This is a genomic window from Streptomyces niveiscabiei (assembly GCF_001419795.1).
In the GTDB taxonomy this organism is placed as follows: Bacteria; Actinomycetota; Actinomycetes; order Streptomycetales; family Streptomycetaceae; genus Streptomyces; species Streptomyces niveiscabiei.
Window position 1 is genome coordinate 1 of record NZ_LIRL01000224.1, and the last position, 6,094, is coordinate 6,094.

The 6,094-nt window shown below is 68.8% G+C and carries 9 protein-coding genes; 2 read left to right on the plus strand and 7 right to left on the minus strand.

Annotated features, from left to right (window positions below; genetic code table 11):
• Positions 1-23 precede the first annotated feature (23 nt).
• The 7 genes from AOK24_RS12430 to AOK24_RS12460 all read right to left on the minus strand — a co-directional run bounded on the left by AOK24_RS12430 (position 24) and on the right by AOK24_RS12460 (position 4,595).
• Positions 24-218: a hypothetical protein gene (locus AOK24_RS12430; protein WP_055720122.1), complete on the minus strand. Its 195-nt coding sequence runs from the start codon at positions 216-218 to the stop codon at positions 24-26.
• Positions 218-658: a hypothetical protein gene (locus tag AOK24_RS12435; RefSeq protein WP_055720123.1), complete on the minus strand. Its 441-nt coding sequence runs from the start codon at positions 656-658 to the stop codon at positions 218-220. Before AOK24_RS12435 ends, AOK24_RS12430 begins: the two co-directional genes overlap by 1 nt.
• Positions 659-766: 108 nt before the next feature.
• Positions 767-2,005 (minus strand): helix-turn-helix domain-containing protein, encoded by a 1,239-nt coding sequence (locus tag AOK24_RS12440; RefSeq protein ID WP_055720124.1) that lies wholly within the window; start codon positions 2,003-2,005, stop codon positions 767-769.
• Between the two features lie 301 nt (positions 2,006-2,306).
• Positions 2,307-2,759 carry a GNAT family N-acetyltransferase gene (locus AOK24_RS12445; protein ID WP_055720125.1) on the minus strand — a complete coding sequence of 151 codons (453 nt, stop codon included), beginning with the start codon at positions 2,757-2,759 and terminating at the stop codon, positions 2,307-2,309.
• Complete coding sequence (locus AOK24_RS12450; RefSeq protein ID WP_055720126.1) at positions 2,756-3,598, minus strand: protein kinase family protein; 843 nt, start codon at positions 3,596-3,598, stop codon at positions 2,756-2,758. The genes AOK24_RS12445 and AOK24_RS12450 overlap by 4 nt, the downstream gene beginning before the upstream one ends.
• Complete coding sequence (locus AOK24_RS12455) at positions 3,529-4,200, minus strand: DUF6875 domain-containing protein (RefSeq protein WP_055720127.1); 672 nt, start codon at positions 4,198-4,200, stop codon at positions 3,529-3,531. The genes AOK24_RS12450 and AOK24_RS12455 overlap by 70 nt, the downstream gene beginning before the upstream one ends.
• A complete protein-coding gene (locus tag AOK24_RS12460) occupies positions 4,197-4,595 on the minus strand; it encodes a hypothetical protein (RefSeq protein ID WP_240553856.1) in 399 nt (132 codons plus the stop codon). Before AOK24_RS12460 ends, AOK24_RS12455 begins: the two co-directional genes overlap by 4 nt.
• Before the next feature lie 528 nt (positions 4,596-5,123).
• Between AOK24_RS12460 and AOK24_RS12465 the strand changes: the two genes are divergently transcribed.
• Both AOK24_RS12465 and AOK24_RS12470 read left to right on the plus strand, forming a co-directional pair.
• Positions 5,124-5,633: a nucleoside-diphosphate kinase gene (locus tag AOK24_RS12465; protein WP_055720129.1), complete on the plus strand. Its 510-nt coding sequence runs from the start codon at positions 5,124-5,126 to the stop codon at positions 5,631-5,633.
• 73 nt (positions 5,634-5,706) lie between these two features.
• On the plus strand, positions 5,707-6,006 hold the full coding sequence (locus AOK24_RS12470; RefSeq protein WP_055720130.1) for a hypothetical protein: 300 nt from the start codon (positions 5,707-5,709) through the stop codon (positions 6,004-6,006).
• Positions 6,007-6,094 lie beyond the last annotated feature (88 nt).

Here is a 6,094-nt window from a genome sequence, read left to right on the forward strand (position 1 = left end):
GGGGGGGGAGGTGCGAGGGGGGTTCAGAGGCGCAGGCCGCTGATCGCGTCCGCGAAGCTGGTCACGAGCTGGCTGATGCTCGGGGCCATGGAGGTGCTCGCGAGGAAGAACCCGAAGAGCACGCAGACGGTCGCGGGGCCGGGCTTCACCGTCTTGCCCCGGATCAGGACGAAGACGAGGACCCCGAAGAGCAGCGCGAAGGAGATGCTCAGGGACATCAGAGGGCCGGTTCCCCTGCGGGGCCGCGCTGTTCGGCGCGGGCCCGGATCAGCGCGCGGCGCAGGGCCGCGGGAAGGGTCAGCGTTCGAGGTCCGCTCGCGCGGACGTACCAGTGCATCCCCGGCGGCGTCGTGGTCTCGGCGGACGGCACGACGACGTGGCAGTTGGGGCCCAGGGCTACCGTCTCCGGCTCGGCCCAGTCCGCCGCCGTACCGACGGGGACCAGGAAGTACATCCGGGGTTCCGCGCCCTCGAAGTCCATGATCACCGGCCCGAGGGGCTCGCGGCTCTCGCGGAGGATCTCGACCGCGCGGCGGCCCACGGACTCTCCGGCACGGACGACGTCCCACCACACGCCCACCGAGCACAGCTCGGACTCTTCCCCGATGGGCATCCAGCGCGGCGGACGGACGTGGGCCGCGGGATTGACGTCGGACATGGAAATGGCCTCCTCACCACTATGTGTGAAGAGACCATTCCATTCAGCGAGTTCGGTGCGCGGACAGATAGTCCGTAGGGTCCGCTCCTCAAGGGCCTTGACAAACAGTCATGTTGAGCTTAGGCCGGTCCAACTCGCGAACGCGGAAAGCTCGTTGGAGGGATGTGACTCCACCCTCAGCAGCGCCGCTGTCGTCTCCCGGACGGACGGGTGGAAGCGAGTGTGGTTCGGCGCGACCTTCCGTGCCCGCTTGAGGTCGGTGAAAGAGCCCGCCCGGTCACCGACGGCCAGCTTCGCGGACGCCACGTCGATGAAGTGGTGGCTCGACCGCTCCCCGACCGTCGTCACCGGCGGCACCCACTCGCTCCCGGAGGCCGGGGACCACTCGGCGAGCCGGGCGAGCGCCTGTTCCGTGTCGCCCATGTCGATCATCGCGTGGACCTCGTGGATACGGATGTTCGTCGGACCGAAGGACATCTCGTACGCCAGAGAGTCCCGGTTCCCCGCGAGCGCCGCCACCTGCTCGGCCTCCCGCAGGTACGCATCCGCGCGGTCCGCGTTGTTCTCCCGCGCCTCCAGGACCGCCAGTTTCAGCAGCAGTGCGCCGTCGATCGCGAGAGCGTCGTCCGAGTACGAGCGTTCCGGCTGGAGCCGTTCCAACTCGCCGCGCAGTTGCAGGAGTTTGCGGCGCGCGGTGGTGTAGGCGCCCTGGCGGAGCATCGCCCCCGTGACCAGGTAGCCGGCCGTGAACTGCATCAGCGGGTCGTCGGAACGGTCCGCCGCCCACCGCACCCGCTCCAGCGCTGTACTCGACAGGTCGTGGTGACCCATCTTGTGCGCGAGGGAGTTCACCGCGCGGTAGACGCGCGCCAGGTGCCAGAACGCCTTGCTGCGTTCCTCGCCCCGGCTGTTGAGAGCCACGTGCGTGAGTTCGGTGATGATCGGCGGGAGCAGGGGGCCCATCGGCGCGTACCGCGCATCGCGGCGCAGCGTCGCCACCTGGTCGACCTCCGAGGCCAGCACGGCGAGGGAGCGTGGTGCGATCTCCAGGTCGTCGGGGCTGTCGTAGCAGAGGAGGAGGCGGCGGAGTTCGGGGATGACGGCGTGGACGCGGTCCTCCGCCTCCGGCTCCCCGTAGTACGGCTGGCCGGTCAGTACCTCCGGGCCGAAGCGCAGCGCCTTGGCGAGCGCCAGGATCAGCGACGGTGAAGCCTTCCGCGCGCCGGACTCCAGCTTCTGGATGTAGCTCGGGGAGACCGCGACCTTCTGCGCCAGCTGGGCGGCGGACAGTTGGCGGGTCTTGCGTGCCGTGCGGAGTCGGCGTCCCAGCGTCAGGTTTTCACTCATCGGTGGTTCTTTCCCTTCGCGATGGAGGACTCGAATCAGGGTACGGAAAGGGAGTTGTTCCGTGCCTGTGGTTGCCGAGCGTTAACGGGATCGACAGCGGGGCGTCGTGAGGGTGGAGGCTGCGGATGCCGGGACGAGGGCTCGCATCGCGTGTTCGTGAAGAGGTTAAAGAGGTGTTATTCGTGTGAAATAGGTCAGTTTTGAGGAGGGTTGGCGCGCTGGTCGTCAAGGGGTTCCCGGAAAGCGCCTACGGACAGATTGTCTGCATCTCTGGCGCGTACTTGCTGCCGGCGTGCCCCATTCAGCTACGCACCGTGGCCACTCTGTAGGTGCAGTGACCGGTGCGGGTGAAGCCGGTTTTGGTCAGGACCTGCGCTGACGCGTGGTTGTCGGGGTGGTGTTTGGCGTTGACCGAGGTCAGACGGAGGGTCCTGAACGCGAAGTCGAGGACGAGGGCCACCGCCGTGGTCGCGTACCCGTGGCCCCAGGCGTCGTCGCGGAGGATGTAGCTGAGGGCGGCGGTCGTTCCCTCGACACGGAGTTTGATCACGCCGATGAGGTCGCCAGTGCGGTCGATGCCGAAGCAGTACAACTTCCTTGAGACGGCGCGCTGTTCGGCCAAGCACGCCGTCAGCCATGCCGTGGCCGAGGCGGCGGTCATGGCTGGCCTCGGCAGATGGCGTACGGACGGTTCGCTGTAGATGCGCTGGACGGCGGGTGCGTCGTCCGGGCGCAGCTCGCGGAGAGAGATCACGCCTGGACAGCACACAGGATCTGCGCCAACTCGGCTGCTGTAGGCCGGTGTTCGGGAGACGCGGTGAGTACGGGACGCAAGGCGTTGTGGAACGCGGACCACGTGGGTGGGGCCAGGGGGAGTCGGCCCGTGGCGATGGCGTCGCGGATGCCGTCTTGGGCCACGGCCTGGCGGTCGATGCCCGCGGCTCGGTAGTCGAGCGGCCAGGCTCCCGACGCGCAGGTCCACAGCGCGCCCGCCAGCGCGTACACGTCGCTGTGCCGGGTGGCGAGGACGGTTTGCTTGTCGCGGGCTGCGACGGCGAGTTCGGGGGCCATCAGGTGGACGATGCCGCCCCGGTAGCCGTCGACCGGGCCGTGGGGTTCGGGGCGGGACCAGGCGAAGTCGATGAGGCGGACGCCGTCGGGGGTGTGGATGCCGTGGGCGGGCTGGAGGTCGGCGTGGACCCAGCCGGAGGCGTGGAGGCCGGCGACGGCCCGGCACAGTTCGACGGCCGCGCGGAGGGCCGGTGCGCGGTCGCCGTCGCCCGCTCGTACTGCCGTGAAGGTCTTCCAGGTCGAGGGGCCGTCGTGCCAGGGGGTGACCAGCCACGCCCCGCCGTCGTATCCGCCGGCGGTCACCTTGTGGCCGGGGAGCGCCGTCAGCATCGCCGCCTCCCGGACCGTGACGATCACGCCGTCGTCGTAGCCGGTCTTCACCGCGACCGCGCCGGTGGGGCCGGTGGCCTTCCAGACCGCCGAACCCCGGCGGTTCGTCAGCTCCTTCAGCTCTACGGGGCCTCCGCAGGCGGTTTCCGCTGCCGCTCGTGCTTCTGCGGGACAGGGAGGGAACGTGACCATGCTTTTACCGCCTGCCAGTTGTGGGAGAGGTGTGCGAAGACGTCCCGGCCATCGTCCACCGCGACCGCGAGCGCGTCCGCGAGTTCGGGCGTGTCCGCGAGGAAACGGGGGTCCCGGACGCGGACGGCCGGGCGGACCGGGAGGAACGAGTACGGCGGGGGCGGGATGGGGCGGTCCTCGCGGTCGAGTCGTTCTTCGCTGTGGTGGAACTTGCCGATCATCAGGCCGACCGGGCCGTACAGGTGCTTCAGCGCCCAGTGCGGCCAGTCCAGGAGACGGTCTGTAGCCCCGAGGAGGACGACGTTCTCGCACACCAGCGCGCCGTGCGGGCGGGCCGCGAGGGGGCGGACCCATTCCGCCGCCTGGACGCCCGCGTGGAACAGCCCCGCTTCTACGAACTCGCGGTCGTCGCTCGCGACTTCGTAGACCGTCCAGGTGGTCAGGCCATGGCGTACGGACGGCGCGAGGTAGGGGCAGTGCGCCGACACCGCGTCCACGTACCCCGCGATGTCCACCGTGCGAGGCTCGGTCGTCTGCGCCTCGACGAGGCGGAGCGCCCCGACGGGGGTCCGGGGCGCTCCTGTTCGTGGGCCGGTCGTCATCCGGCAACGGATGGTACGACGTCGTCACTGGGGAGAGGGGTGCAGTCCCACTCCGCCCACACCTCGCCGGTCTCCCGGTAGCGCGTGAACGCCCGCTCGTTCAGTACCCCGTCGGCGTCGGTGAACCACACCTGCGGCAGCTGGCCGAACATCTCCTCGTACGCGTCGACCCACGAGATCCTGCCGAAGCCGGAGTTCTCGACGTGGCGGACCGGTCGGCCCGCGTGCTCGGCGCAGAACGCCGCGTACCCGGGGTCGTTCAGGAGCCGGTGCCACTCCGCGTCGACGGCGGCCGAGAACATCTCGGGTACGGGCTGATCGGAGGCGAACTGCCGGGCCGAGACCTCGAAGAACCTGCCCAGCTCAGTCCTCGCGGGGGTTTCCACAGAAAGCACGCGGACTCCTTTTCGTCTGACCGGAGAGAAGTGCCGGGAACCGCTCGTGAGGGTTCCCGGCACTCGGCGGTGTGAACGTGGTGACAGCCTTCCGGACGGCTCGCGGCACCGTCCGGAAGATCGCCACCCCGCCGGCCAGGAACCTTTCCAGTCCGCGAGGGCCGGTGCGCGGACAAGTTGTCCGTACCGTTCGGCCGCGGAGCCTTGACAGGGGAGCAAAGTATTCAACTGACTTGTTAGTAAAGGAAGTTGACTCCCTATCACAAGAAGGTTCTCTTCGCAGCGAATCGCACGAGAAGTACGCGGACAATCTGTCCGTTCACGGGCGGTGTCCGGTGGGAGTCTCACTGCACGGCCACGCAGGGCGGCACGGTTGGGGACTACGCGGCCCTGCGTGGCTCAGGGGCTCATCCAGGGATTTTCGATTTCCGCTTCGCTCCGGAGCACTTGTTCCGGCCCCGGTGATCCCGGGTCGATGACAAGCTGAAAGTCCGTCATATCGCTTGCCTGAAAGCTGAAAGGGAAACGATGGCCCAGGATCAGGAACAGCCGGTGGAGCGCACTCTCGTACTGCTGAAGCCGGACGCGTTGGTGCGTGGATACGCCGGAAAGATCATTTCCCGGTTCGAGGACGCGGCGTTGAAGATCGTCGGCGTCAAGATGAAGCAGATGGACGCCGAGTTCACGCGCAAGCACTACTTCGACCTCGAAGAGCGGCTCGGTGCCGAGGTCTACAACCTCACCGCGACGTTCATGCAGCAGAGCCCGGTCATCGCGCTTGTGCTGGAGGGCGCGGACGCGGTGGCCACCGTCCGGAAGATCGTCGGCAGCACGTACCCCAACGAGGCCCCCGCCGGCACGATCCGCGGCGACTTCTCCCACTACAGCCGGGCTGCGAGCGTGGCCTCCGGCAAGGCGGTCGCCAACCTCGTGCACGCCTCGGGGAACAAGGAGGAGGCGGAGATGGAGGTGGGTCTGTGGTTCGAGAAGGACGAGCTGCACGACTACCGGACCCTCGCCGAGCTCTTCACCTACTAGACGGCCGCCTCGTCACCGGCGGGCCGTCGCCGCGTTGAACATCACCGGGTACCACCGGATGAGAGAGGGCACCATGACCGGCGAAACCCGCGTCGCCTCCGTCGAGGAGCTGGAGAGCTGCTTCCAGCGGGAGATCGGCATCGACCGGTGGACGGCGGCCGAGACCGCGTACGCGCTGGCCGTCCGGTACCGCGACGCCGCCGAGTGGAACACCTCGCGCGAGTGGGTGCAGCAGTGCCTGCGCCTGTTGGAGGGCTTCCCGAGCGACTCCCTGGAGCAGGTCGCCACCCGGCGCGTGTCGGTGGGCGGGGTGCTGCTCCCGAACTACCTGCACGACGGCGTCGTCCGGGACCGGTTCGGCGACGTCGCCTGACCGATCTTCACCGGCGGCGTGGGCATCGTCCGCGCCGCCCCATCTGAATACCGCGACCCCGCCGGACCCCCAGGCCCCACCCCCGGGC

What these genes read in the sequence shown, in the direction of transcription:
- AOK24_RS12450 (WP_055720126.1), bottom strand. Translation starts at nt 3,598, where the DNA reads ATGGTCACGTTCCCTCCCTGTCCCGCAGAAGCACGAGCGGCAGCGGAA.
- AOK24_RS12455 (WP_055720127.1), bottom strand. Translation starts at nt 4,200, where the DNA reads ATGACGACCGGCCCACGAACAGGAGCGCCCCGGACCCCCGTCGGGGCG.
- AOK24_RS12470 (WP_055720130.1), top strand. Translation starts at nt 5,707, where the DNA reads ATGACCGGCGAAACCCGCGTCGCCTCCGTCGAGGAGCTGGAGAGCTGC.
- AOK24_RS12465 (WP_055720129.1), top strand. Translation starts at nt 5,124, where the DNA reads ATGGCCCAGGATCAGGAACAGCCGGTGGAGCGCACTCTCGTACTGCTG.
- AOK24_RS12435 (WP_055720123.1), bottom strand. Translation starts at nt 658, where the DNA reads ATGTCCGACGTCAATCCCGCGGCCCACGTCCGTCCGCCGCGCTGGATG.
- AOK24_RS12430 (WP_055720122.1), bottom strand. Translation starts at nt 218, where the DNA reads ATGTCCCTGAGCATCTCCTTCGCGCTGCTCTTCGGGGTCCTCGTCTTC.
- AOK24_RS12440 (WP_055720124.1), bottom strand. Translation starts at nt 2,005, where the DNA reads ATGAGTGAAAACCTGACGCTGGGACGCCGACTCCGCACGGCACGCAAG.